The organism is Massilia sp. 9096 (assembly GCF_000745265.1).
Classification (GTDB): Bacteria; Pseudomonadota; Gammaproteobacteria; order Burkholderiales; family Burkholderiaceae_D; genus Telluria.
The window spans coordinates 1,905,404-1,929,555 of record NZ_JQNN01000001.1 but is presented as its reverse complement, the minus strand read 5'-3'; the positions used below and the strand labels follow the sequence as shown (position 1 = coordinate 1,929,555).

The following is a 24,152-nucleotide window of genomic DNA, read 5'->3' as shown; positions in this document are numbered from 1 at the left end:
GTCGGCGCGGCGACACCGACCAGAGCATCGTGCCGGGCTCGAGCTCGAGCGCGTGCTCGAAGTAGGTCTAGGAGAGGAGGGCTGCGCCGCCGCGCGCTGACCACGGCACGCGATACGGTGCCGCCGGCGCGCCCGGCTTCGCTGACGAGTAGAATGGTAAAACCCTTTCGACTCGACAGACAAACTCATGAAACAGACTCAATCATCGATGGTCACCTTCAAGCGTCCGGATGGCCAGGAGGTGCAAGGCTATCTGGCGCAACCGGACAAGCTCGAGGGCGCCCCTGCGGTGGTCGTCATCCAGGAATGGTGGGGACTGAACGACCAGATCCGCGGCGTCGCCGACCGTCTCGCCCAGGCCGGCTACCTGGCCCTGGTGCCCGACCTGTATCGCGGCAAGATGACGGTGGAAGAGGAGGAAGCCCATCACCTGATGGACAGCCTGAACTTCGGCGATGCGGTCAGCCAGGACATTCGCGGCGCCGTGGACTACCTGAAGGAGCGTGCGCCGGCCGTCGCCGTGACCGGTTTTTGCATGGGCGGCGCGCTGACGCTGCTGGCGGCGTCGCAATTGTCCGATCTGTCGGCCGCCGTGGTCTGGTACGGCTGCCCGCCGCTCGACTATATCGACGCCAACAAGATCAGCGCGCCGCTGCAGGCGCACTGGGGCACCCAGGACGCTTTCTTCCCGATCGCGACGATCGACGAACTCGACAAGAAGCTGGCCGCCGCGCATGTCGATTACGAGCCGCACCGCTACCTGGCGCATCACGCCTTCGCCAACGAGCAGGCTGTCGGCCCGGGCCGGATCGCCGGCACCCAGTACGATCCGGCCTGGGCGCAGACCGCGTGGGATCGTACGCTGACGTTCTTCGGCCGCACCTTGTGGAAAAAACCGGCCTGAGACGGCAAGCAAGAATCTAACGACAGGAAAACGACCATGCAGCAGCTCTCTCCCGCCGGACAGCAGATCATCGAGGATATCGCCAAGCGCTACGGCTACAGCACGGATGCGGTCCTGAGCATGCTGCAGTCGGTCATCGACGGCAACGGCAGGATGGCGCAGTTCAACCATCCGGAATTCGCCGGCTCGGGGCAATGGATGAGTGGCGGCATGACGATGGTATCGGACATGTTCAACAACAGTCTCAAAGCCAGCGTCAGCAAGCTGTGCACTGAACTCGCGCAACTGGTCGCGCGGCAGCCGGACCTGCTCAGGAGCGGCAGCTTCCAGTCGCAAAGCCAGGGCGGCCAGCAACAGCACAGCCATGCGGGCGGAGCAAACTACGGCGGGAACGCGGCGCCCGCCGGCGGCGCAAGTCTGTTCATCGCGCCTGCGCACGCCGGCACCGGCAACTGGTGGGGCGCCGATTTGCCTTCGCCTAACAGCGCGGGCGCGCAGAACGGCGTTCGCTACGCCTATTTCGCGCGCGAGCGCCGCCTGGCCATCGACGTGAACGGCCGGGTCACAATCTACGATACGCTGGACCACCAGATCGGCGGATTTTCACAGCAGCAGTCGCATGGCGGCTCGCTCAGCTTTACCAGCCAGCGCGGCCTGATCGATGTCGCACGCTTGCCGGTCGTGTCGGTCGACGGCGTTGCGCCAACGGCGCCATCGAGACCGGCACCGTCGGCCGCGATGCCGCAACACGCCGGCACGGCCAGCGCCGCCGGCATGGACATCTTTGCCGCGATCGACAAGCTCGCCGAACTGCGCAGCCGCGACATCCTGACCGAAGCGGAGTTTGACGCCAAGAAGGCCGAGTTGCTGGCGCGCCTGTAGGGCTCAGGCCTGGTCAGGCAGCGCGCCGGGCAACGGCAGCGGCGTCACCGTGACCTGCACCGACAGCGTCTGCGCGCCGCCGCCGAGCACGATGCCGCGCATCGGGGTGACGTCGCTGAAATCGCGGCCCCAGCCCAGCGTGATGTGTTCATGGTGCACCAGGCAGCGATTGGTCGGGTCGAAGTCGACCCAGCCCAGTGCCGGGCAATATACCGAGACCCAGGCATGCGAGGCATCGGCGCCGACCAGGCGCGGCTTGCCCGGCGGCGGGTGGGTCAGGATGTACCCGCTCACGTAGCGCGCCGGCAGGCCGATGCTGCGCAGGCAGCCGATCATGAGCTGTGCGAAATCCTGGCAGACGCCGCGCCGTCCGCGCAGCACCTGCTCGAGCGGCGTCGAAATCTCCGTTGCCCTGGCGTCGAATTCGAACTCGTCGAAGATCCTTTGTGTCAGATCAAACGCGGCATCGAGCTGGGGCCGCGCCGGCGTATAGCTGCGCCGTGCGTACGCTTCGAGCTCGGGGAACAGGGTCACATGGGGCGAGGCGTACAGGTAGCGGCAGGCGTCCAGCGTGGCCGCGCTCTTTTCCTTGCCCATCATGTCGCGCACGCTTTCCCATGGCAGGGTCCCGGCGATCTGCGCCAGGTCCGGGCGCGGGCGCAGGGCGACCGTTGATTCCGCATGCACCAGCAAGCTGTCGTGCGGCTGGGCGATCGACACATGGCGGGTGTGATTGCCGAAGTAATCGACGCCGTCCTTGCTGTCGTGGAGGGCGGGATCGAGCCAGATCAGATGCGATTCGGTGGCTTGATGTGCGAACGAGCGCGGCGTCAGATGCAGGTATTGCTGCGACAGGCTGACCGTGCTCTGGTATTGATAGCGCGTTTCGTGCACGACGCGATAGCGCGCGCAGACGTCCGTGCTCCCCGCAAAATCGCTCATGACGTGCGGTTCCTTTGCTGGCCGATGTCGGTATAGCTGAAAAACTGCATGCCGAGCTGCTCCGACAGGGCCGCGCTGGCGAGCTGGATCCGGTGCAGCAGGTCGCTCAGCCGGGCATTGCCGTGGTTCAGGTCGATGTCCGGCTGCAGCGCCAGCACTTCTTCCCTCAATGGCGCCAGCAGATGTTCGCCGCAGGGGCCGTGGGTCTTGGCGATCTTGGCCAGGGTGCGCAGGATGCTGTCGAGCTGGAACAGGATCGAGCGTGGATTGGTCTCGTCGCACAGCAGCAGGTCGAGCACCGGCAGCCACTCGGGCTGGCTGCGGTAACGCACGCGGTAGGTGATGATACTGTCGGACAGTTCGAGCAGCCAGTCGAGGTTGCCGTTCACGTCCATGGCGAGCGCGCGCTGCAGCGCGACGCTCTGGAATTGCAGCCGCTCCAGGCGGCGCCCGATGAACATGAAACGCCAGCCGAGGTCGCGCGTCATCCCGTCGTGGGCGAATCCGGCCAGTGTCATCAGCGCGGTGGCGGCGTCGTCGAGGATCGTCATCACTTCCGACTGGGACGGCGGCGTCGCCAGCTGGGTGGCGGGCTGGGCCAGGCGGCTCAATGCGTGCCAATTGTCGATCGAAAAGCGTTCGTGCACCTGGCCGGCAAGCCGGTGCAGTTGCTGCTGCTGCCGGGCCAGGCCGGGAACGGCGGGCGACACCACCGCCAGCAGCAGGGCCGACTCGATCTCGGCATCCGTGAAAATGGCGGCCGGCGGCGCACCGGCGTCGTTGGCGGCCTGGCCCGCGGCCAGGGCCGCCGGCGGTTTTTCGGCAAGCAGCTCGAACCAGATGCACAGCGACTCGACCGTCGGCCATTCCGCGCCGCGCTGGTGGAAGCGCACGTTGAACAGGATGTTCAGTGCGACCCGCAGCAGGCGGCAGATATTGTCGCAGCGCTCGGTATAGCGTCCGAACCACAGCAGGTCTTCCGCCACCCGGCTCGGCAGGCTGGTGTCTTCGCGCACCAGGTCCTGGCCCAGGATGCTGCGCTTTTGCAGGCGGTGCTGCTGCGACCCGGCGCGCGCCTGGACCCAGGTGTCCTTGCTGGCGCCGCCCTTTTGTATCGTCAGCACGCGCGCATCCGGCCCGGTGGCGACCCGGGTCAGCCCGCCCGGCATGACCACGTAGCCGTTCGGGGTGGCGCAGGCGAACACCCGCAGCCCGACCGCGCGCGCCTTCAGGCCCGGCGCTGCCCCCGTTGTCGTCCCGTCGGTCCAGACCGGCGCCTGCGACAGCCGCACCCGCTCCTGGGCGATGTAATTGTTCGGGTTGGCGCGCAGGTCCGCGATCAGGGCCGCGCGCGCATCCACGGTCAGGTCCTGGCCGAACACGGCAAACTGCGGCAGATGGGCAAAGCTGGGCTTGATGACCAAGTGATCCAGGTTGCCGATCACCGCTTCCAGCGCCGACGGCTCGCCGCACCACCAGGTGGCGACCGAAGGCATTTTCAGGGGTTCGCCCAGCAGGCGCTTGGACAGCGCCGGCAGGAAGCCGAGCAGGGCGCCCGATTCGATCAGGTTCGAGCCGAGGCTGTTGGCCACCACCACGTTGCCGCGCATGGCGGCGTGGGTCAGTCCGGCCACGCCCTGCACGGCGCCATCGAGCCGGTTTTGCAATTCCAGCGGATCGCATGCGTCGTCGTCCAGCAGGCGCAGGACCACATGGACGCGCAACAGGCCGTCCAGTGTCTTCAGGTAGACCACGCCGTTGCGCACGGTGAGGTCGTCGCCTTCGACCAGCGGCAAGCCGAGATAACGCGCCAGGTAGGCCTGCTCGTGGTAGGTCTCGGCGCCTGCGCCCGGGGTCAACATCACGATCAGCGGCATTTCCCCTTCGCGCAGCGGGCTCGGGGCGTCGCCCCCGGCCGCGCACAGCCGTCCCCAGCGCACCAGGCTGTCGTGCACGGTGCGGAAGAACCCGGCGGGCGACTGCACTTTCAGTTCGCGCAGCAGGTCGGGGAAGATGGGCGTCATGATGGCGCGGTTTTCCAGCGCATAGCCGGCGCCGGACGGGCCCTGGGTGCGGTCGGCGACGACCCACCAGCGGCCGTCGGGTGCGCGCGCCAGGTCGACCGCATAAAAATGCAGAGCGACGTCGTCGTAATGCCGCATGCCGTGGCACGGGCGCAGGAAGCCGGCGTTGCCATGGATGAGCGCCGGCGGCAACAGGCCGTCGCGCAGCAGGTCCTGCTCGCCGTAGACGTCGGCGAGGATTTTGTTGAGCAAGGTAGCGCGCTGGATGACGGCCGCCTCGATGCCGCTCCATTCCTCGTGCGGCAGGATCAGCGGCAGCACGTTCAGTTCCCACGAACGTTGCCTGCCTTCGGCCTGCGCCAGCACGTTGTAGGCCACGCCGTTTTCGAGCACCTGGTGCCGCACCATCTCCATGCGCTGGCGCATGAGGTCGGGCATTTCGTGCTCCAGGCTGTCGAGCACCGCGCGCCAGTGGGCGCGCGGCAACCGCGCCGCATCGAGCAGTTCGTCGAAACCGTCCGGTGCGGCGTGGTATTGAGCCAGCAATGACTGGGCAAGGTATGGATTCTGCATGGCAACTATTTTACGGCGTAAACGGCTGCCCAAGTCAATCCGGTTGCCAGCGCAAGTCGAGCGTCATCGGGAAACGCGGATTGGGCTCTTCCTTGTTCACCGTCATCGGGCCGGGCGTGTGGCCATGCGGCCAGAAACGCGCCACGCGGCGTGCCTCGGCAGCATTCGCATTGACCGGCGATCCCGTTTCGTTGCGTCCGCCGGGATGCGCCACATGGTAAGTGCAGCCACCGATCGAGCGGCCGTTCCAGGTGTCGACCAGGTCGAACACCAGCGGCGCCTGCACCTTGATGGTCGGGTGCAGGGCCGACCAGGGGCTCCAGGCGCGGAAGCGCACGCCCGCCACGTATTCGCCCGGCACGCCGGTCGGGTGCAGCGGCAGCATGCGCCCGTTGCAGGCGACGACGTGGCGGCCGTCGGTCAGCCCGCGCACGCGCAGCTGCATCCGTTCGACCGAGGAATCGACATAACGTGCGGTGCCTCCGGCGCCGACTTCCTCGCCGAGCACGTTCCACGGCTCGATCGCCTGGCGCAGCTCCATTTCGACGCCTTCGTAGACCACGGTGCCGAAGCGCGGGAAACGGAATTCGATGAACGGCTCGAACCAGTGATCTTCGAACGCGTAGCCGGCCGCGCGCAAGTCCCTGGCGACGTCGCGGATATCCTGGGCGACGAAGTGCGGCAGCATCCAGCGATCATGCAGCGCGGTGCCCCAGTGCACCAGAGTGGTCCGGCAAGGCCGGTTCCAGAAGCGCGCGACCAGGGCGCGCAACAGCAGCATTTGCAACAGGCTCATGCGTTCATGCGGCGGCATTTCGAAGGCGCGGAATTCCACCAGGCCCAGGCGCCCGGTCGGCCCGTCCGGCGAATACAGCTTGTCGATCGAAAACTCGGCGCGGTGCGTATTGCCGGTCAGGTCGACCAGCAGGTTGCGCAGCAGGCGGTCGACCATCCAGGGCTTGTCGCCCGGCGCCAGGGTCGGCAGCACCTGGTCCATCTGCTGGAACGCGATCGCCAGTTCGTACAGGTTGTCGTCGCGCGCTTCGTCGACCCGTGGCGCCTGGCTGGTCGGCCCGACGAAGGTGCCGGAAAACAGGTAGGACAAGGCCGGATGGATCTGCCAGTAAGTGATCAGGCTCTTGAGCAGGTCCGGCCGGCGCAGCATCGGGCTGTCTTCGGCGCTGGCGCCGCCGAGGGTGGCGTGGTTGCCGCCGCCGGTGCCCGTATGGCGGCCATCGAACATGAATTTCTCGGTGCCCAGGCGGGTCAGGCGCGCCTCCTGGTACAGGGTCGTCACGTTGGCGACCAGCTCGTCCCAGCTTGCAGCCGGATGAATATTGACTTCGATCACGCCAGGGTCGGGCGTGACGCTGAGCAGCTTGACGCGCGCGTCGCGCGGCGGCACATAGCCTTCGATGCGCAGCTTCATGTCCAGCTTGGCCGCGGTCGCTTCGACCGCGCCGAGCAGGGCCAGGTAATCCTCGATGCGCTTCAAGGGCGGCATGAAGACGTACAGGCGGCCGGCGCGCACTTCGACGCACAGCGCGGTATGGATGACGTCGCGCGCGCCCGGTTCGCTCGGCAGGGCCGGCGGCTGCGCATGCTTGGCCGGCGCCAGGCCCGGGATCGGCCGCTGGCTCCGGTCCGCGGCCGGCAACGGGCCGCGCGGCGCGAACGGGTCGACGTCGAACGCCCCATCGCGCTGTTCCGGCTGCACCCACGGCAGCGAACCGAGCGGCAGGCGCAAGCCGATCGGCGAGTCGCCCTCGATCAGGTACAGGTGTTCGCGCCGCAGCGGCCAGGCCGAGGTCTGCCAGCCCGAATTCTGCGAGCCGGTGCCGGCCGGGCCGTCCTGCACCGGCTGCAGCGGCAGCACCCAGCCGGCCACCTGGCCCAGGCCGCGCTCGAGCAGGCGCGCCAGCCGGCGCCGCTCTTCGGGCGCCTTCAGGTCGGCCCGCAACGGGTCCAGGTTGGGCGGCAGCGCCTGTTCGTGCCTGGCCTGCACCGGCACGTCCTCGTAGGCGGGGATCGCGCTGTGCGCGCCCAAGCCGAGTGTCGCGGTCAGTTCGGCGGCGAAGCGGGCCGCCTCGTCGGCGCCATAGCCGTCGTCGACGTGTTCATCGGAGAACCGGGTCGGATCGGCCCACATCGGCTGGCCGTCGGCGCGCCAGAAGATATTCAGCGCCCAACGCGGCAGCGGCTCGCCCGGATACCATTTGCCCTGGCCGTAGTGCACCAGTCCGCCCGGCGCAAAGTGGTCTTTCAGGCGGAGCATCAGCTTGCCCGCCAGCGCGCGCTTGTTCTCGCCGTGCGCCTCGGTGTTCCATTCCGCCCCGTCCATGTCGTCGATCGACACGAAGGTCGGTTCGCCGCCCTGGGTCAGGCGCACGTCCTGGCGCTGCAGGTCGGCATCGACCTGGCGGCCCAGGCGCTCGATGCCCTGCCAGTCGGCTTCCGAGTACGGCTTGGTCACGCGCGGGTCTTCGTGGATGCGCGTGACCGTCATCTCGTGGACGAATTCGACCTCGGCCTTGTCGGTAAATCCCGTCACCGGCGCCGCCGACGAGGGCATCGCCGTGCAGGCGAGCGGAATGTGGCCTTCGCCGGCCAGCATGCCCGAGGTCGGGTCCAGCCCGATCCAGCCGGCGCCGGGAATGAATACCTCGGTCCACGCGTGCAGGTCGGTGAAGTCCTCGGCCGGGCCGGCGGGACCGTCGAGCGCCTGCTGGTCGGCGCGCAGCTGGATCAGGTAGCCGGACACGAAGCGCGCCGCCAGCCCCAGCTCGCGCAGCGCGTGCACCAACAGCCAGCCGCTGTCGCGGCACGAGCCGGAACATTTCAGCAGCGTGTCTTCCGGCGTCTGCACGCCCGGCTCCATCCGCACCAGGTAGCCGATCTTGCCCTGGAGACGCTGGTTGATCGCGACCAGAAAGTCGATCGTCGACATCGGATGCGCCAGCAGCTCGCGCCGTACCGCCGCCACCCATTCGGCCAGCAAAGGGCCCGGCGTGTCGGTCTGCAGGTAGGGACTCAGTTCGGTCCTCAGTTCGTCCGGATAGGCGAACGGGAAGGTGTCGGCATAGCTCTCGATGAAGAAATCGAAAGGGTTGATGACGGTCATGTCCGCCACCAGGTCGACCGTGAACTCGAGCTTGTCCGACTTTTCCGGAAACACGAAACGCCCGATGTAATTGCCGTAAGGGTCTTGCTGCCAGTTGATGAAATGCTGTTCCGGCTGCACCGTCAGCGAGTACGACAGGATCGGCGTACGCGCGTGGGGCGCCGGGCGCAGCCGGACTTCATGCGGCGACAGGGCGACCTGGCGGTCGTAACGGTAACTGGTCTTGTGATGGAGTGCGATACGGATAGCCATGCGGGGAGTGCCTTTCGGTGTGGGCGCGATCAGGTGGGGCAAACGGGACAGGCCTGGTTCGATGCACCAAATTATATGAGTGGAATGTCGGTTATCTCGGCACGATTACCCGCGACACGATTGCGTTGCCATTCGGACCATATCTTGACACATTTCTTGTTACTATCCCGGCATAGGAGGAGACGATGCCGAATTTTTACGACGAGATGTATTCCAACACGGCGACCGTGCGGCCTCATTACCAGGCGTTTGCCGAGTGGCTGGCGCAACAGACGCCGCAAGTGACCGAGCAGAAGAGGGCGGAAGCCGAGCTGAACTTCCAGCGCGTCGGGATCACGTTCGCCGTGTATGGCGACAACGCCGGCAAGGAGCGCCTGATCCCGTTCGACATCATTCCGCGCGTGATCGATGCCGCCGAATGGACCCGGCTGCAGGCCGGCCTGGTCCAGCGCGTCACTGCGCTGAACCGCTTCCTGCATGACGTCTACCATGACCAGGAAATCCTGCGTGCCGGTGTCATCCCGCGCGAACAGGTGCTGAACAATGCGCAATACCGGCCCGCCATGCAGGGCGTGAGGGTTCCGTCGGATATTTACGCTCACATCGCCGGGGTCGATATCGTGCGCGCCGGCGAAGGCGAGTTCTACGTACTCGAAGATAATCTGCGCGTGCCGTCCGGTGTCTCGTACATGCTGGAAAACCGCAAGATGATGATGCGCCTGTTCCCCGACCTGTTCGCGCGCAACCGCGTGGCGCCGGTCGACCACTACCCGGACCTGTTGCTCGACAATTTGCGCAGCGTGGCCCCGCAAGGCGTCGACGACCCCACCGTGGTCGTGCTCACGCCCGGAATGTACAACTCGGCCTACTTCGAGCATGCCTTCCTGGCGCAGCAGATGGGCGTGACCCTGGTGCAGGGGCAGGACCTGTACGTACGCGACGACACCGTCTACATGCGCAGTACGCGCGGACCGCAGCGCGTGGATGTCATCTATCGCCGCGTCGACGACGATTACCTCGACCCGCGCGCCTTCCGTCCCGAATCGACGCTGGGCGTGCCCGGCCTGCTCGACGCCGTGCGCGCGGGGAGGGTCGGCGTGGCCAATGCGATCGGCACCGGCGTGGCCGACGACAAATCGATCTATCCGTTCGTGCCCGACATGATCGAGTTCTACCTCGGCGAAAAGCCGATCCTCAACAACGTCCCGACTTACCAGTGCCGGAAAAAAGACGATCTCGACTACACCCTGGCGAACCTGTCCGAGCTGGTGGTCAAGGAAGTGCACGGCGCCGGCGGCTACGGCATGCTGATCGGGCCGGCGTCGACCCAGGCCGAGATCGCGTCTTTCCGCGAGCGCCTGCTGGCCAAGCCGGACGGCTACATCGCCCAGCCCACGCTGGCCCTGTCGGCCTGTCCCACCTTCGTCGAGTCGGGCATCGCGCCGCGCCATATCGACCTGCGTCCGTTCGTCCTGTCGGGCAAGACCGTGTCGATGGTCCCGGGCGGCCTGACCCGCGTGGCCCTGAAGGAAGGCTCGCTGGTGGTCAACTCGTCGCAGGGCGGCGGCACCAAAGATACCTGGATATTGGAGAGTTAGTATGTTGAGCCGTACCGCAGATCATTTGTACTGGATGGCCCGTTATACCGAACGGGCGGAGAACACGGCCCGCATGCTCGACGTGCGCGTCCAGTATTCGCTGATGCCGCAATCGACGCTCGCCGAACAGCAAGGCTGGCGCGCGATGCTGGGCGTGTCCGAGCTCCAGTCGCAGTTCGATGCCAAATACGGCGCGCTGACCCAGAAGGAAGTGATCGACTTCATGGTGCGCGACCCGGACAATCCCTCGTCGATCGCCAGCTGCCTGCGCGCCGCACGCGAGAATGCGCGCGCCGTGCGCGGCGACCTGACCACCGAAGTCTGGGAGACCAAGAACACGACCTGGCTGACGCTGCAGCAACACCTCAAGAGCCGCATGTTCGAACACCACCCGGGCAAGTTCCTCGAATGGGTCAAGTACCGCTCGCACATGTCGCGCGGCGTCACGCTGGGCACCATGTTCCAGGACGAGGCCTTCAACTTCATCCGCCTCGGCACCTTCCTCGAACGGGCCGACAACACGGCGCGCATCCTGCACGTGAAGTTCAAGTTCCTCGACTCCGACGTGATCCAGGCCGATGAGCAGGTCGAATTCTATTACCTGGCCGCCCTGTTGCGTTCGGTGTCCGCGTTCGAGACCTACCGCAAGGTCTACCGCGACGCGATCACCCCGACGCGCGTGGCCGAGCTGCTGATCCTGCAGCCGAAGATGCCGCGTTCGCTGGTGGCCTGCATGTGCGCGGTCGTCGCCAACCTGCAGGAAGTGCGCAACGACCTGTCGCAAAACACCCAACGCCTGGCCGAGGAACTGTACGGCAAACTGCAGTCGGCGCAGATCGGCGACATCCTGGACGAAGGCCTGCATGAGTTCATGACGACCTTCCTGGCGTCGATCGCGGAGCTGGGCAACGGCATCGGGCACGATTTCCTGCTGCCGGTGGCGCCGGAAGTCGAGGAGGAAGAGGCGCCGACGCCGACGCAAACCCAGACGCAAACCCAGAGCCAGACGCAGACGCAGACGCAGACCCGGACGGGTTGAGCGACCGGAGGTCGGGAGGCGGGCGTGCGCAGCGCCGTGGCCGCGCCGCTGTGAGCACGCCCGGCCGCGACTGCCGCCGGGCACGCCGGCCGGGTGCGGCGCAGTCATTTACGCTGCCGCAGGCGCCTTCATCTGGGCGCGCACCACCTTGTGCACGAATCCGAGCTTTTCCAGTACCGGGGTGCTGAGCGTGAACGGGTAGGAGTCCGGCATGCCGATGCTGCGGTTCAGGCTGTTGAGCACGTAGGTCAGGGTGAACCATTCCCGCGTGATGCTGTCGAACGCATCTGTCCTGGTGGGCAGGATGACACGGTCCAGCTCCGGTTCGTCCGCCTTGGCCGGATGCAGCGACAAGCCGCACGCGTTCGCGGTTTCGAGCGTGTCGAGCATGTGCAGGTAGTGGGCCCAGGTTTCGGCCCAGTCTTCCCACGGGTGAGAACTGGCGTAGGTGCTCACGAAGTGCGCATCCCAGTCGGCCGGCGGTCCTTCGTTGTAGTGGCGCTTCAGGCACTCGCCATAATCCTGGCGCTCGTCGCCGAACAGGGCGCGGTAGCCGTCGATCCACTCGCTGTCGGCGACCAGCCGGTCAAAATAGTAGTGGCCGCTCTCGTGGCGGAAGTGCCCCAGCAGCGTGCGGTAGCGTTCATGCATCTGTTCGCGCGTGCGTTCGCGCTCGGCCGGGTCGGCTTCCGCGATGTTCAGCGTGATCAGGCCATTGTCGTGGCCGGTCATGACGTGCTGGTCCGGCCCGCCGTCTTCGAGGAACTGGAACGCCAGCCCGGTCTCGGGTTCCTTCTCTTTCGATACCGGGGTCAGGTTCAGCGTCGCCAGCGAAAACAGCAGACGGCGCTTGGCCGCTTCCAGGCGCGCCCAGAGCACCCGGTTTTTTTCCGATGTCAGCGCCGGAATCACGACCGTCAGCTGGCACGACTCGCACAGGTCGTGCGGGTCGTCCGCCGGCAGCATCCAGTTGCAGACGTTATGTTCGACGTAATTGCCGCACTTTTTGTACAGTTTGCCCGCGTCGTTGCGGTGCAGGCTGCGCCATTGGCCGGTGTCGGTTTCCTCGAAGGCGTTGATGCTGCGCGTCGCAGGCTGATAGCCCAGCGTGCTCTGGCAATTGAAGCAGAGGGTGTTTTCGAAAAATATTTGCTGTGAACACTTGTCGCAGTGAAACGTTTTCATGGTAGACCGAGAATGAGTTAAGTTGTGATGACAATCTAACAGTAAATCGACGCGCGCTACGCTCGTGTCAGACAACGCCTCATGCGCCCAGCTGCGCAGCGATCATCACAGCAAAAACCGCGGCCCTCCGCCCGCCAGCGCCTCCTCGCCGTCGGCCTCGTCCTTGAGCTGGACGCCGGTCAATTGGCGCCTGTGCGCCTCGCCCAGCAGCACATGCAGCTTGCGCGCCGCATCCTCGATGCCCAGCCCGGCCGGCCTGACGTTCGATATGCAGTTGCGCCGTTCGTCGGTCAGGCCCACGCTCGGCGCCCAGGTGATGTACAGCCCCATGCTGTCGGGCGAACTCAGGCCGGGCCGCTCGCCGATCAGGACCACCGCCAGTCTGGCGCCCAGCAGTTCGCCGACCTCGTCGCCGACCGCGACGCGGCCTTGCTCGACGATGCACAGGGGCGCCAGCGTCCACGCCGGATCCAGCCGTGGCCGCAGGGCCTGCAGCAAGGGCGCGGCGTGTTGCGCGACCGCGCGGCCGGACAGGCCATCGACGAGCACGACAGCCAGGTCGCAAGGCCGTACGGACAGGGGTTCGCCGCGCAGGGCGCGGAGACGCTCGCGCGACGGCGCATCCAGCCGGCGCCCGAGATCCGGGCGCTGCAGATAAACGTTGCGCTCGGGCGCGGCGCTGTGCAGCACGAGCGGCGCCGGCAAGCCCGGTAGTCCCGGCCATGCCTGCTGCAGCGACGCGGCCAGCGCCGCGGCGTCGAGCGGCTCGTGCACGGCGTCGCGCGCGCGCGCATGGGCCAGCTGGAAGGCGAGCTGGTCGTGCGTGCGCTGGCTGATGCCGGTGTGTCCGAGGCCGATGCGCGCGCTGGTGAAGCGGCGCAAGCCCTGCCAGGGGTCCGGCTGCGCTTCGGGGCTGATGTCTTTCATCGGCTCTCCTGCATGGGCTCTTTTTCAGGGCAGCTGCGACAGCGCACGCTGGAACGGGGCCGGCAGCGCGCGGCCCAGGGTGGCCGCTTCGTCGCCGCTGAAGATGCCCATGTCGCGCAGCCAGGCGTGGAACTCCGGCGCCGGGCGCAAGCCGAGCGCGCGGCGGGCGTAAAGGGCATCGTGGAAGGACGTGGTCTGGTAGTTGAGCATGATGTCGTCCGCGCCGGGCACGCCCATGACGAAGGTGCAGCCGGCGGCGCCCAGCATCGTCAAGAGCACGTCCATGTCGTCCTGGTCCGCTTCGGCGTGGTTGGTGTAGCACACGTCGACGCCCATCGGCAGGCCGAGCAGCTTGGCGCAGAAGTGGTCTTCCAGGCCGGCGCGGATGATCTGCTTGCCGTCGTACAGGTATTCCGGGCCGATGAAGCCGACAACGGAATTGACCAGCAAGGGCTTGAAGGCGCGCGCCACCGCGTAGGCACGCGCTTCGCAGGTCTGCTGGTCGAGGCCATGGTTGGCGTTGCTCGACAGCGCGCTGCCCTGGCCGGTCTCGAAATACATGACGTTCCCGCCCAGCGTGCCGCGGCGCAGCGAGAGGGCGGCGTCGTGGGCCTCGAGCAGCAGCGCCAGGTCGATGCCGAAGCTGGCGTTGGCCGCCTGGGTCCCGGCGATCGACTGGAACACGAGGTCGACCGGCGCGCCCCGTTCGATCGCGGCCAAGGTGTTGGTGACGTGGGTGAGCACGCAGGACTGGGTTGGAATGGCGTAGCGCCGGATGACGTCGTCGAGCATGCGCACCAGCTCCACCACCCGCGGCACGTTGTCGGTGGCCGGGTTGATGCCGATGACGGCGTCGCCGCTGCCATACATCAGGCCGTCGAACAGGCTGGCGGCGATGCCGGAGGGGTCGTCGAGCGGGTGATTCGGCTGCAGCCGCGTCGACAGGGTGCCGGGCAAGCCGATCGTATTGCGAAAGCGCGTGACCACGCGGCACTTGCGCGCGACCAGCACCAGGTCCTGGATGCGCATGATCTTCGATACCGCGGCCGCCATCTCTGGCGTGAGGCCCGGGGCAACGCGCGCGAGGGCCACGTCGTCCGCCTCGTCGCCCAGCAGCCAGTCGCGCAAACCACCGACGGTCAGGTGGCGGATCGGCGCGAATGCCGCCGCATCGTGGCCGTCGACGATCAGGCGCGTCACCTCGTCCGAGTCGTAGGGCACCACGACCTCGTTCAGGAAGGTCGTGAGCGGCAGGTCGGCCAGGGCCATCTGCGCCGCCACACGCTCCTCGCTACTGCCTGCCGCCACGCCGGCCAGGTCGTCGCCCGAGCGCGCGGGCGAGGCCTTGGCCAGCAGCTCGCGCAGGCCGGCGAAGGTGTAGGTGCGGGGGCCGACAAGATGGGTGATCTGGCTCATGGCGAGATTCGCTCCGGCTGCGCAAGAAGTGTGGGTCGGAGAAATCGTGCCACAGTTTCCCCGATTGTTGTGCACGACGAATCGAACCGTCGGATCGGCGCCGCAATGTCTTCTATCCCCCACGCCTGAAACCACGGATAATGACGCCCAACACATAAGGCATTCATTCAGAACACTCCATGGAAATCAAGGTCAACTTCCTCGACAAGCTGCGTCTCGAGGCGAAATTCGACGACTTCACGGTGATCGCCGACCAGCCGATCCGCTACAAGGGCGATGGCTCGGCGCCGGGCCCGTTCGACTACTTCCTGGCCTCGTCGGCGCTGTGCGCGGCCTATTTCGTGAAGTTGTATTGTAATACGCGCAATATCCCGACCGAGAATATCAGGCTGTCGCAAAATAATATCGTCGACCCGGAAAACCGCTACAAGCAGATCTTCAAGATCCAGGTCGAGCTGCCGGCCGATATCTCGGACAAGGACCGCCAGGGCATCCTGCGCTCGATCGAGCGCTGCACCGTCAAAAAAGTGGTGCAGCAGGGTCCCGAATTCGTCATCGAAGAAGTCGAGAACCTCGACGCCGATGCGCAAGCGCTGCTGACCGTGCAGCCGGCCGGCGCGGCCGCGACTTATATTCCGGGCAAGGACTTGCCGCTCGAGCAGACCATCGCCAACATGTCGAGCCTGCTGGCCGAGCTGGGCATCAAGATCGAAATCGCGTCGTGGCGCAATATCGTGCCGAACGTGTGGTCGCTGCACATCCGCGATGCCCATTCGCCGATGTGCTTCACCAACGGCAAGGGTGCGACCAAGGAAAGTGCGCTGGCATCCAGCCTGGGCGAATACATCGAACGCATCAGCAACAACCACTTCTATGCCGGCGCGTATTGGGGCGAAGAGATCGCCAACGCCGATTTCGTCCATTATCCGAACGAGCGCTGGTTCCAGCCGGGCCCTGACGATACGCTTCCGCCGGAAATCCTCGACGCGTATTGCCTCGACATCTACGATCCGGACGGCGAACTGCGCGGCTCGCACCTGTTCGACACCAACTCCGGCAATACGACGCGGGGCATCGTGTCGCTCCCCTATACGCGCCAGTCCGATGGCGAGACCGTGTATTTCCCGTCCAACCTGATCGAAAACCTCTACGCCAGCAATGGCATGAGCGCCGGGAACACGCTGGCCGAAGCGCAGGTGCAATGCCTGTCCGAGATTTTCGAGCGCGCGGTCAAGCGCGAAATCCTCGAAGGGGAGCTTGCCTTGCCCGACGTGCCGCAGGAAGTGCTGGCCAAATACCCGGGCATCGTGGCCGGCATCCAGGGCCTGGAAGAGCAGGGCTTTCCGGTGCTGGTCAAGGATGCCTCGCTGGGCGGGGAGTATCCGGTGATGTGCGTGACGCTGATGAATCCGCGCACCGGCGGCGTGTTCGCCTCGTTCGGCGCCCATCCGAGTTTCGAGGTGGCGCTGGAACGCAGCCTGACCGAATTGCTGCAGGGGCGCAGTTTCGAGGGCTTGAACGACCTGCCGCGGCCTACGTTCGAAAGCAATGCGGTGACCGAGCCGTACAACTTCGTCGAGCATTTCATCGATTCGAGCGGCATCGTCTCGTGGCGATTCTTCAGCGCCAAATCGGATTACGATTTCGTCGAATGGGATTTCTCCGGCGAAGGCGAGGATTCGAATGCGCAGGAAGCCGCGACGCTGCTCGGCATCCTGGCGGAACTGGGCAAGGAAGTGTACGTCGCGGTGCACGATGAATTGGGCGCGACCGCATGCCGCATGCTGGTGCCGGGGTACTCGGAAATCTATCCGGTCGAAGACCTGGTATGGGACAACACCAACAAGGCATTGCTGTTCCGCGAAGATATCCTGAACCTGCACCGCCTGGACGACTCGCAGCTGGAAGGCTTGCTCGAGCGCCTGGAAAACAATGAGCTGGACGAATACTCCGACATCGCCACGCTGATCGGCATCGAATTCGACGAGAACACGGAATGGGGCCAGCTGACGGTGCTGGAGTTGCGCCTGCTGATCAATTTGGCGTTGCAGAAATTCGAAGAGGCGCAGGAACTGGTCGGCGCCTTCCTGCAATACAACGACAACAGCGTCGAGCGCGGCCTGTTCTACCAGGCCTTGGATGCGGTGCTGGAAGCGGTGCTCGACGACGAGCTGGAGCTGGATGATTACGTCGTCAATTTCCGCCGCATGTTCGGCAATCCGCGCATGGATGCGGTGCTCGGTTCGGTCGATGGCAGCGTGCGCTTTTACGGTCTGACGCCGACCAGCGTGAAGCTGGAAGGCCTGGAGCGCCACGAGCGCCTGCTCGACAGCTATCGCAAACTGCACAAGGCGCGCGCGAAGCGCTCGGCCAAGTAAGACCGGGAGAGGGTTGGAGGCCGCCGATCGCCACGCGCGATCGGCGGCCTTTTGTTTGCGCTGGCGCGCCGCGCTAGGAACCGGATTGGCGCGACGCCGGCCGCACCGTCATCGGCGACGCGCCCTGGCGCAGCACCGAGTGCGGCTGGGTGAGCGGGCGCGTCATCGGCGAGCGTCGGCCGACGGCGAAGTCGCTGGGCCGGTTCAAGCCGGTGGCGACCACGGTCACGCGCATGGCGTCGCCGAGCGACTCGTCGAAGACCGCGCCGAACTTGATGATGGCGTCGTCGCTGGTCTGCGTGCAGATCGTGTTCATCACGTCCTTGGTTTCGCGCAGTTTGAGCGTGTCTTCGGAGGCGGCGATGTTGACCAGCACCCCGCGCGCGGCGCGCAGGTTCGAGCCGTCCAGCAGCGGACAGGCGATGGCCTCTTCGGCCGCCTTGACGGCGCGGTCGTCGCCGGTGTGCTGGGCCGAACCCATCATCGCCATGCCGGTCTGGCGCATCACCGTGCGCACGTCTTCGAAGTCGACGTTGACCATCCCGGGCACGGTGATGATTTCCGCGATGCCGGTGACCGCCTTGCAGAGCACCTCGTCGGCGGCGGCGAAGGCCTGCTTTTGCGTGACGTCCTCGCCCAGGACTTCTTCCAGGCGGCTGTTCAGGACGATGACCAGCGAGTCGACGCAGCGCGCCAGCGTGGCGATGCCTTCTTCCGCCACGCGCATGCGGCGCGGGCCTTCGAAGGCGAATGGCTTGGAGACCACGCCGACGGTCAGGATGCCGAGTTCGCGCGCGACTTCGGCCACCACCGGCGCGGCGCCGGTGCCGGTGCCGCCGCCCATGCCGGCGGTGAGGAACACCATGTCGGCGCCCTTGAGCGCATCGGCGATCGCGGTCCGTTCGGAGATGGCGGCTTCGCGCCCGACCACCGGGTCGCTGCCCGCGCCAAGACCGCTGGCGCCGAGCTGGATGCGTTTTTCGGTCGCGGTGTTCGACAGCGCCTGCGCGTCGGTATTGGCGCACATGAATTCGAAGGACGACAGTCCGGCGGAGGCCATATGGCTGACGGCATTGCCGCCGGCGCCGCCCACGCCGATGATTTTGATGACCGTCTCCGGTTGGGGAACTTTAGATTCGGACAAGGAAGACTCCGTGTGAAGAAATAGCGATCGGCTCGCCGTGACGTTGCCGAACCAAGCAATGGCTGGTGCCTAGCCATTTAGATTACTTGCTGAGATGCGCACGCGAAAGGTTAGAAACGTTACATTCGCAAACAATTGTAATAACGCGTGCAATCCTCGCAAAAGCCTGCATACCAAAAGTAGATGGCCTGTGCGGCGCTTCGCATGCCCGGCTCAGCGAGCCATTCGCCCAAACATAGCACGCTATAGCCGGCTTGACGCATGCGGGCGGCATCGCGGAAAGATCGATGGCGGTCCGGTGCAATCGAGCGCCTGATCCGCTGGACGACATGAGATGGAATATGGGTGGGCAAAAAAAAACCCGCTCAGGGAGCGGGTTGAATCTATCCTTTTGAGGAGAATAGAGGAGACGGGTTGAGTATGCTGTGGCGCGCCGGATCGGTCCAATGGTTGTTCGTGATGCCTGCGATTCAGCAAACACATGACTCTTATCTTGTGCCGTGCGCCGCTAACCTGCACATCGGCCGCTGGGCATGGTGAATCCGTCGCAAGTGGGCCATGTGGCCGAACCAGACGCAGCGTTCAGCCCGGTTCGCCATCGCGTGAAAGCTTGCTGCGCAGATAGTCGATATGGGCTTGCATCGCCGTGCGCGCCTCTTCCGGACGGCCTTCGCAAATCGCTTCGCAGATCGTGCGGTGTTGCAGCAGCAGCAGGTCGGACAGCGAGCGGTCGATCTCGCGCAAGGCGTCGACGTTCAGAATGATGTGCTCGCGCAGCATCTTGGTGATGCTGTTGTGCAAGTGCAGGAACATGCTGTTGCCCGAGGCGACCGCGATCGCTTCGTGCAGTTCGACGTCGATGCGCGACTCGCTGGCGACATCGCCGATCCGGCGTGCATGCTCCAGTCTTTCCATCGCATCCAGGATACGCACGCGGTCGCCGTCGCTGCGGCGCAGTGCCGCGAAATAGGCGGTGGCGCCCTCGAGCACGCGGCGAAACTCCAGCATGTCCTCGCGCCGCGCCGGGCTGCTCGACATCAGCTGCGCCCAGGGGGAGGGCGTGGCGCCGCCGGTGCGCAGGCGATCGGACACGAAGATGCCGCTGCGCGGCCTGATGTGGATCAGGCCGCGCGCTTCCATCTGCTGGATCGCTTCGCGCACCGTGTTGCGCGATACCCCGTACCGCTGCGCCAGTTCGCGCTCCGACGCCAACTGGCCGTTGGCCGGCACGCTGCCGTCGAGCAGTGTCTCTTCCAGTGTGCGGATCAGTTGCGCCACCCGGCCGCGCTGTTGGCTGTTCGGCATTCGCATCTCCATGTGCTCTGGCCCAACCAGTTTGTCATCGCACGAGAATAGCGTAAATATCTGGAAACTTAAATAAAAAATAAAACCGGAGACCGCCATCGCATCGCGCCCGTGCCATCTTTTTCGGGCCCACCGTGCGCCGGCGAGTGGTCGCGTCCTCCAAAGCCTGCCGACAGACTTGTTCCATAAAAAAGAGGAGACGCACATGGTATGGCAACAGATTTACGATCCATTCGGCAGCATGCTGACATCGAGCCTGCTCGCCGCGGTACCGGTGGTGGTGATGCTGGTCGCGCTGGGTTTCCTGCACATCAAAGCCCACGTGGCCGCCGGCCTCGGCCTGGTGGCGGCGCTGTTCGTGGCCGTGTTCGCGTACAGCATGCCGGCCGCGATGGCGGGCAAGGCGGCGCTGCTGGGCGGCTTCACGGGTCTGTTGCCGATCGGCTGGATTGTGCTGAACATCATTTTCCTGCAGCAGCTGTGCGTACAGAACGGCAGTTTCAAGGTGCTGCAGGCTTCGCTGTCCGGCATCACCGGCGACCGCCGCTTGCAGCTGCTGCTGATCGCGTTCTGCTTCGGTGCGTTCTTCGAAGGCGCGGCGGGTTTCGGCACGCCGGTGGCGGTCACCGCGGGCGTGCTGATCGGCCTGGGCTTCTCGCCGCTGGCGGCCTCCGGCCTGTCGCTGATCGCCAACACCGCGCCCGTGGCCTTCGGTGCGCTCGGCACGCCGGTGCTGACGCTGGCCAAGGTGCACGGCTACGACCTGCTGCCGCTGACCGCGGTGATCGGCCGCCAGCTGACCGTGTTCTGCATCCTGGTGCCGTTCTGGCTGGTCTGGGCCTTCGCCGGACGCAAGGGCATGTGGGAAGTCTGGCCGGCGATCCTGGTGACCGGGGTGTCGTTCGCCGTCCCGCAATACCTGATGTCGAACTACGTCGGTCCGGAACTGGTCGACATCGTGGCCGCCCTGGTCTCGATGGCCTGCCTGATCCTGTTCCTGCGCGTGTGGCAGCCGAAGACGATCTGGACCTCGACCACGCTGCGCGGCCATGACAGCGGCGCCGGGGCCGAGGCCGCGCCCGAGCCGCTGCAACGCTATTCGCGCGCCGAACTGCTGCGCGCCTGGACGCCCTGGGTGATCCTGACCGTGTTCGTGTTCATCTGGGGCCTGCCGCCGGTGAAGGACTTCCTGAACCACCTGTTCGCGCCCAAGTTCCCGTTCGACGACTTGCACAACATGATCCTGCGGGTGCCTCCGGTGGTGTCCAAGGCCACGCCGGAAGCCGCGGTGTACAGCCTGACCCTGCTGTCGGCGACCGGCACCGCCATCCTGCTGTCGGCCATCGTCGGCGCGCTGTTCATGAAGTTCCGTCCGCTCGAGATCGTACGAGCGTTTTTCCGTACGCTGTGGCTGGTGCGGTTTTCGCTGCTGACGATCGTGCTGATGCTGGCGCTGGGTACGCTCACCCGTTACTCGGGTTCCGACACCACGCTCGGCCTGGCGTTCGCCAACAGCGGCGCGCTGTATCCCTTCTTCGGCACGCTCATGGGCTGGCTCGGCGTGGCGATGACCGGTTCCGACACCGCTTCCAACGTGCTGTTTGGCGGCATGCAGCGGGTCGCCGCGCAGCAGCTCGGCCTGCCGATCAACCTGATGGGCGCCGCCAACAGCTCGGGCGGCGTGATGGGCAAGATGATCGACGCCCAGTCGATCGTCGTCGCCTCCACCGCCACGCGCTGGGTCAACCACGAAGGCGATATCCTGCGCTTCGTGTTCTTCCATTCGCTCGCCCTGGCCGCGCTGGTCGGCATCCTGGTGACGCTGCAAGCCTACGTGTGGCCTTTCACATCGATGGTGATTCACTGAAGGAAACTCAAGGAGAATGCAAATGAACGCTCCCGCCTCCGCCTCCAGCGCGACCGAGCTGCGCAGCGCGCGCCGGCCCGCAGCGCTGGCGGCCCTGCGCGCCGCGCTGCCCGAGCGCGCCATCCTCGCCAACGAAGAGGAAACCCGCGCCTACGAATGCGACGGCCTGGCCGCCTATCGCCAGCTGCCGCTGATCGTCCTCTTGCCCGAGAACGAAGCGCAGATCGTCGCGGCGGTCCGGGTCTGCCGCGAGCTGAACCTGCCGATCGTGCCGCGCGGCGCCGGCACCGGCCTGTCCGGCGGCGCCATGCCGATCGCCGACGGCGTGGTGCTGTCGACCGCGCGCCTGAACCGGATCGTCAGGCTCGATGCCCATGCCCGCATCGCCGTGGTCCAGCCGGGCGTGCGCAACCTGGCCATCTCGGAAGCGGCCGCACCGCACGGCCTGTACTACGCGCCGGATCCGTCCTCGCAGATCGCCTGCACCATCGGCGGCAACGTCGCCGAGAACTCGGGCGGCGTGCACTGCCTGAAATACGGCCTGACCGTGCACAACGTGCTGCGCGTGCGCATGGTGACGACCGGCGGCGAGATCGTCGAACTCGGCGGCGAGGCGCTGGACGCGCCCGGGCTCGACCTGCTGGCCGTGGTGATCGGCTCGGAAGGGATGCTCGGCGTGGTCACCGAAGTCACGGTCAAGCTGGTGCCCAAGCCGCGCGTGGCGCGCGTCGTGATGGCCTCGTTCGACGACGTCGTGAAGGCCGGCGACGCGGTCGCGCGCGTGATCGCGGCCGGCATCATCCCGGCCGGCCTGGAGATGATGGACCGGCTGTCGACCCAGGTGGCCGAGGAATTCGTCCATGCCGGCTACGACACCAGCGCCGCCGCGGTGCTGCTGTGCGAGTCCGACGGCATCCTCGAAGAAGTCGAGGAAGAGATCGCGCGCATGGACGAGGTGCTGCGTGCCTGCGGCGCGACCGCCATCGCGGTGTCGGGCGACGAGGCCGAGCGCCTGCGCTTCTGGTCCGGCCGCAAGAACGCGTTCCCGGCGGTGGGCCGCATCTCGCCGGACTACTACTGCATGGACGGCACCATCCCGCGCAAGCACCTGGCCCACGTCCTGCAGCGCATCGAGGAGATGGAAAAGAAGTACGCGCTGCGCTGCGCCAACGTGTTCCATGCCGGCGACGGCAACCTGCATCCCTTGATCATGTTCGACGCCAACGCCCCGGGCGAATTCCACCGCGCCGAGCAGTTCGGCGCCGACGTCCTCGAACTGTGCGTCGAAGTCGGCGGGACGATCACCGGCGAGCACGGGGTCGGCATCGAGAAGATCAACTCGATGTGCGTGCAGTTCTCGCGCGAGGAACTGGACATGTTCTTCGCCGTCAAGCGCGCGTTCGACCCGGCCGGCATCCTCAACCCGGACAAGGCGATCCCGACGCTGCGCCGCTGCGCCGAGTACGGCCGCATGCACGTGCGCCAGGGCCAGATGAAATTTCCCAACCTGCCGCGTTTTTAATATGGACACGACACTACAACGCTTTTCCGCGCAGATCGCCGCAGCCTCGGCCGCGCGCGCGCCGCTGCGCATCCGCGGCGGCGGCAGCAAGGACTGGTACGGCCAGCGCCTGGAGGGCGAGCTGCTCGACACCAGGGCGTACGCCGGCATCACCGACTACGAGCCGACCGAGCTGGTGGTCAGCGCGCGCTGCGGCACGCCGCTGGCCGAGATCGAGGCGCAGCTGGAGCGCCACGGCCAGATGCTGGCCTGCGAGCCGCCGCACTTCGGTCCCGGCGCGACGCTGGGCGGGATGGTGGCGGCCGGCCTGTCCGGACCGCGCCGCCAGGCCGCCGGCAGCGTGCGCGACTTCGTGCTCGGCGCGGTGCTGGTCGACGGCCACGGCGAGCTGCTGCACTTCGGCGGCAAGGTGATGAAGAACGTCGCCGGCTACGACGTCTCGCGCCTGCTCACCGGGTCGCTCGGCATGTTCGGCCTGATCGCCGAGGCCTCGCTCAAGGTGCTGCCCAAGCCGGTCGCGGAACTCAGCCTGCGCCAGGCCATGACACAGGAAGACGCGCTGCGCCGCCTGAACGAGTGGGGCGGCCAGCCGCTGCCAATTTCGGCGTCGGCCTGGCTCGATGGCGTGTTGAGCGTGCGGCTGTCGGGCGCGCGCTCGGCGGTGGCCGCGGCGCGCATGCGCATCGGCGGCGACGCGTTCGAGGAGGCCGAGGCCTGGTGGTGCGACCTGCGCGAGCACGAACACGGCTTCTTTGCCGAGGCGGCGCGCCACCCGAACGGCTTGTGGCGCCTGTCGCTACCGTCGAGCGCGCCACCGCTGGCCTTGTCCGGCCGCCAGCTGGTCGAGTGGGGCGGCGCGCAGCGCTGGCTGGTGACCGATGTCGAACCGGACGCGATCCGTGCGGCGGCCGCGGCGCTTGGCGGCCACGCGACGCTGTTCCGCGGCGGCCAGCGCGACGTCGGCGTGTTCCATCCGCTGGCGCCGGCGGTGCAGACGATTCACAAGCAGCTCAAGGATGCGTTCGACCCGGCCGGGGTGTTCAACCGCGGCCGCATGTACAAGGAGTTCTAGC

General features: G+C 66.3%; 16 protein-coding genes. 8 read left to right on the top strand and 8 right to left on the bottom strand.

Features of this window, described 5'->3' with window-relative positions:
* Window positions 1–187 precede the first annotated feature (187 nt).
* Both FA90_RS08210 and FA90_RS08205 read left to right on the top strand, forming a co-directional pair.
* The gene (locus tag FA90_RS08210) at window positions 188–904 is read left to right on the top strand and encodes a dienelactone hydrolase family protein (protein ID WP_036167805.1); all 717 of its coding nucleotides are present in this window, start codon (window positions 188–190) and stop codon (window positions 902–904) included.
* A 36-nt stretch (window positions 905–940) separates the two neighbouring features.
* Window positions 941–1,786 carry an SHOCT domain-containing protein gene (locus FA90_RS08205; RefSeq protein WP_036167800.1) on the top strand — a complete coding sequence of 282 codons (846 nt, stop codon included), beginning with the start codon at window positions 941–943 and terminating at the stop codon, window positions 1,784–1,786.
* A gap of 3 nt (window positions 1,787–1,789) precedes the next feature.
* On the opposite strand, the gene FA90_RS08200 is transcribed toward FA90_RS08205, so the two are convergent.
* From FA90_RS08200 to FA90_RS08190, 3 genes are read right to left on the bottom strand one after another with little or no spacing between them, the layout of a single operon-like run.
* On the bottom strand, window positions 1,790–2,728 hold the full coding sequence (locus tag FA90_RS08200; protein ID WP_051971577.1) for a transglutaminase family protein: 939 nt from the start codon (window positions 2,726–2,728) through the stop codon (window positions 1,790–1,792).
* Window positions 2,725–5,325, bottom strand: coding sequence for a circularly permuted type 2 ATP-grasp protein (locus tag FA90_RS08195; RefSeq protein ID WP_036167798.1), 2,601 nt, complete (start codon window positions 5,323–5,325; stop codon window positions 2,725–2,727). The genes FA90_RS08200 and FA90_RS08195 overlap by 4 nt, the downstream gene beginning before the upstream one ends.
* 34 nt (window positions 5,326–5,359) lie before the next feature.
* The gene (locus FA90_RS08190) at window positions 5,360–8,698 is read right to left on the bottom strand and encodes a DUF2126 domain-containing protein (protein WP_036167795.1); all 3,339 of its coding nucleotides are present in this window, start codon (window positions 8,696–8,698) and stop codon (window positions 5,360–5,362) included.
* A gap of 185 nt (window positions 8,699–8,883) precedes the next feature.
* Here FA90_RS08190 and FA90_RS08185 point away from each other — a divergent pair, with 185 nt between their 5' ends.
* Window positions 8,884–10,296: a circularly permuted type 2 ATP-grasp protein gene (locus tag FA90_RS08185; RefSeq protein WP_036167792.1), complete on the top strand. Its 1,413-nt coding sequence runs from the start codon at window positions 8,884–8,886 to the stop codon at window positions 10,294–10,296.
* Between the two features lies 1 nt (window position 10,297).
* Complete coding sequence (locus FA90_RS08180) at window positions 10,298–11,335, top strand: alpha-E domain-containing protein (protein WP_036167790.1); 1,038 nt, start codon at window positions 10,298–10,300, stop codon at window positions 11,333–11,335.
* A 108-nt stretch (window positions 11,336–11,443) separates the two neighbouring features.
* On the opposite strand, the gene FA90_RS08175 is transcribed toward FA90_RS08180, so the two are convergent.
* The 3 genes from FA90_RS08175 to FA90_RS08165 form a co-directional block, all read right to left on the bottom strand.
* Window positions 11,444–12,520, bottom strand: coding sequence for a putative zinc-binding metallopeptidase (locus FA90_RS08175; protein WP_036167788.1), 1,077 nt, complete (start codon window positions 12,518–12,520; stop codon window positions 11,444–11,446).
* Window positions 12,521–12,625: 105 nt separating this feature from the next.
* Entirely contained in the window at window positions 12,626–13,447 is an 822-nt protein-coding gene (eutC, locus tag FA90_RS08170; RefSeq protein WP_036167785.1) for an ethanolamine ammonia-lyase subunit EutC, read from the bottom strand.
* 24 nt (window positions 13,448–13,471) lie between these two features.
* On the bottom strand, window positions 13,472–14,863 hold the full coding sequence (locus FA90_RS08165; RefSeq protein ID WP_036167783.1) for an ethanolamine ammonia-lyase subunit EutB: 1,392 nt from the start codon (window positions 14,861–14,863) through the stop codon (window positions 13,472–13,474).
* 179 nt (window positions 14,864–15,042) lie between these two features.
* On the opposite strand from FA90_RS08165, the gene FA90_RS08160 reads away from it, so the two are divergent.
* Complete coding sequence (locus FA90_RS08160) at window positions 15,043–17,241, top strand: OsmC domain/YcaO domain-containing protein (protein ID WP_036167781.1); 2,199 nt, start codon at window positions 15,043–15,045, stop codon at window positions 17,239–17,241.
* Window positions 17,242–17,314: 73 nt separating this feature from the next.
* Here the strand turns inward: FA90_RS08160 and ftsZ are convergent, their stop codons facing one another.
* Window positions 17,315–18,385 (bottom strand): cell division protein FtsZ, encoded by a 1,071-nt coding sequence (ftsZ, locus tag FA90_RS08155; protein WP_081933734.1) that lies wholly within the window; start codon window positions 18,383–18,385, stop codon window positions 17,315–17,317.
* 582 nt (window positions 18,386–18,967) lie between these two features.
* A complete protein-coding gene (locus tag FA90_RS08150) occupies window positions 18,968–19,690 on the bottom strand; it encodes a FadR/GntR family transcriptional regulator (protein ID WP_036167778.1) in 723 nt (240 codons plus the stop codon).
* Window positions 19,691–19,895: 205 nt separating this feature from the next.
* Here FA90_RS08150 and FA90_RS08145 point away from each other — a divergent pair, with 205 nt between their 5' ends.
* From FA90_RS08145 to glcE, 3 genes are read left to right on the top strand one after another with little or no spacing between them, the layout of a single operon-like run.
* The gene (locus tag FA90_RS08145; RefSeq protein WP_036167776.1) at window positions 19,896–21,557 is read left to right on the top strand and encodes an L-lactate permease; all 1,662 of its coding nucleotides are present in this window, start codon (window positions 19,896–19,898) and stop codon (window positions 21,555–21,557) included.
* A gap of 22 nt (window positions 21,558–21,579) precedes the next feature.
* Complete coding sequence (locus FA90_RS08140; protein ID WP_036167775.1) at window positions 21,580–23,079, top strand: FAD-linked oxidase C-terminal domain-containing protein; 1,500 nt, start codon at window positions 21,580–21,582, stop codon at window positions 23,077–23,079.
* 1 nt (window position 23,080) lies between these two features.
* On the top strand, window positions 23,081–24,151 hold the full coding sequence (gene glcE, locus FA90_RS08135; RefSeq protein WP_036167773.1) for a glycolate oxidase subunit GlcE: 1,071 nt from the start codon (window positions 23,081–23,083) through the stop codon (window positions 24,149–24,151).
* Window position 24,152 lies beyond the last annotated feature (1 nt).

What these genes read in the sequence shown, in the direction of transcription:
- FA90_RS08165 (WP_036167783.1), bottom strand. Translation starts at nt 14,863, where the DNA reads ATGAGCCAGATCACCCATCTTGTCGGCCCCCGCACCTACACCTTCGCC.
- glcE (WP_036167773.1), top strand. Translation starts at nt 23,081, where the DNA reads ATGGACACGACACTACAACGCTTTTCCGCGCAGATCGCCGCAGCCTCG.
- FA90_RS08160 (WP_036167781.1), top strand. Translation starts at nt 15,043, where the DNA reads ATGGAAATCAAGGTCAACTTCCTCGACAAGCTGCGTCTCGAGGCGAAA.
- FA90_RS08140 (WP_036167775.1), top strand. Translation starts at nt 21,580, where the DNA reads ATGAACGCTCCCGCCTCCGCCTCCAGCGCGACCGAGCTGCGCAGCGCG.
- FA90_RS08190 (WP_036167795.1), bottom strand. Translation starts at nt 8,698, where the DNA reads ATGGCTATCCGTATCGCACTCCATCACAAGACCAGTTACCGTTACGAC.
- FA90_RS08175 (WP_036167788.1), bottom strand. Translation starts at nt 12,520, where the DNA reads ATGAAAACGTTTCACTGCGACAAGTGTTCACAGCAAATATTTTTCGAA.
- FA90_RS08145 (WP_036167776.1), top strand. Translation starts at nt 19,896, where the DNA reads ATGGTATGGCAACAGATTTACGATCCATTCGGCAGCATGCTGACATCG.
- FA90_RS08180 (WP_036167790.1), top strand. Translation starts at nt 10,298, where the DNA reads ATGTTGAGCCGTACCGCAGATCATTTGTACTGGATGGCCCGTTATACC.
- FA90_RS08150 (WP_036167778.1), bottom strand. Translation starts at nt 19,690, where the DNA reads ATGCCGAACAGCCAACAGCGCGGCCGGGTGGCGCAACTGATCCGCACA.
- FA90_RS08210 (WP_036167805.1), top strand. Translation starts at nt 188, where the DNA reads ATGAAACAGACTCAATCATCGATGGTCACCTTCAAGCGTCCGGATGGC.
- FA90_RS08185 (WP_036167792.1), top strand. Translation starts at nt 8,884, where the DNA reads ATGCCGAATTTTTACGACGAGATGTATTCCAACACGGCGACCGTGCGG.
- FA90_RS08195 (WP_036167798.1), bottom strand. Translation starts at nt 5,325, where the DNA reads ATGCAGAATCCATACCTTGCCCAGTCATTGCTGGCTCAATACCACGCC.
- FA90_RS08200 (WP_051971577.1), bottom strand. Translation starts at nt 2,728, where the DNA reads ATGAGCGATTTTGCGGGGAGCACGGACGTCTGCGCGCGCTATCGCGTC.
- eutC (WP_036167785.1), bottom strand. Translation starts at nt 13,447, where the DNA reads ATGAAAGACATCAGCCCCGAAGCGCAGCCGGACCCCTGGCAGGGCTTG.
- FA90_RS08205 (WP_036167800.1), top strand. Translation starts at nt 941, where the DNA reads ATGCAGCAGCTCTCTCCCGCCGGACAGCAGATCATCGAGGATATCGCC.